Source organism: Arthrobacter sp. 210 2 (assembly GCF_059093025.1).
Map to the genome: position 1 here is coordinate 1 of NZ_JBNHIE010000030.1, position 1188 is coordinate 1188.

Annotated in this window: 1 protein-coding gene; it reads right to left on the bottom strand. The window is 65.7% G+C overall.

All coding sequences use genetic code 11. From position 1 onward, the window contains the following. Nucleotides 1–1076: ISL3 family transposase (locus tag AC5RWA_RS21605; RefSeq protein ID WP_494059015.1), on the bottom strand; the 1076-nt coding region annotated here is incomplete at its 3' end. Between the last annotated feature and the right edge of the window lie 112 nt (nt 1077–1188).

Consider the following 1188-nt stretch of genomic DNA (forward strand, 5'->3'; position numbering starts at 1 on the left):
GCCTTGACCAGCTCCTCGAGCTCTGTTTTCGCTACTGCGGCGTCTTCCAAAGAGCCGGTGCGCAACAGGGTTCTGAGTTGTTCTTTGACCTTCCAAACGGCGTGGAGCGTGCCGGTTGGATCGTCCAGGGAGAACACTTCCTCGAGCCGGTGGGCTGCCCTGCAGCTGAGGTTGTCGCCGCCGCGCAGCAGGAGCATGCGGTGGGCCCAGGCCTTGTCGATGGCCCGGCCGCGGCGGCCCTTGACCTGCTGGGAAAGGTTCTGCCGGGTCTCGGTCATCGCCTGGTTGGCCAGCGAGATCAGGTGGAAGTGATCGACGGCGACAGCAGTCCGGGGCAGCCACATCCGCAACGCCTTGCTGAACGCCGCCGAGGGGTCGATCGCGACGACCTGCACGGCCAGCCGCCACTGCAGGGGCCGGGCGAAGAGCCAGTCCCCGACGCCCTTGTGATCGCGGCCGTCGACCACGCCCAGGACCTGTCCGGTCTCCAGGTCCACGATGGTTGTCATCCACGGCTCGTACCGTGTCCACGCCTTCGTTGCCGGGTCCTGGAAGTAGCGCACGGACCGGAACCGGTGTTCATCAATGCCCAGCATCCGCGGGCTGAGCTTGTCCACGTCCGGCAGCCGCAGCAGGCAGGCCTCGTTCAGCGCCGCCCGGACCATCCACCAGGACACGGCGAAGCCGGCAGCTGTCTCCGAGACAGCCCTACCTGAGCGGATGACCGCGTCCACGAGCTGGTCGCGCAGCCGGCTCGTCGAGCGGGCACGGCGCGGGACCTGGGGCGTGGATTCAAAGAACGACAGCCGGTCGCAGGCTATTTCTTGGCAGTACCAGCGGTACTTGGACCACAGCACGTCGACCGGTCCGGCGACAGGAACATCCCGGAGCCGCTGGAAGCGCCGCTCCTTCCGCCGGGTAGAGACCACCCCACAGCTTGGGCAGCCTGGCGGCTGATTGGTTTCGATAAGGACCTGTCGCCGGCCGGCAGTGATAGTGGTGGAGATGACGTGGTAGTCGGGCAGGTTGAAGAGGATGGTGGCAGCGTCGGCTGCGACCCCGGTAGGCTCGTTCAAAGGCTCGTGGTCCTGTTCCAGGTTGAATGCTAGACACACTCATCCCAGCAGGGCCACGGGCCCCCTTGTCTTCAACGACACGAACTCAATTCCCCACCAACCACGAAGAGCC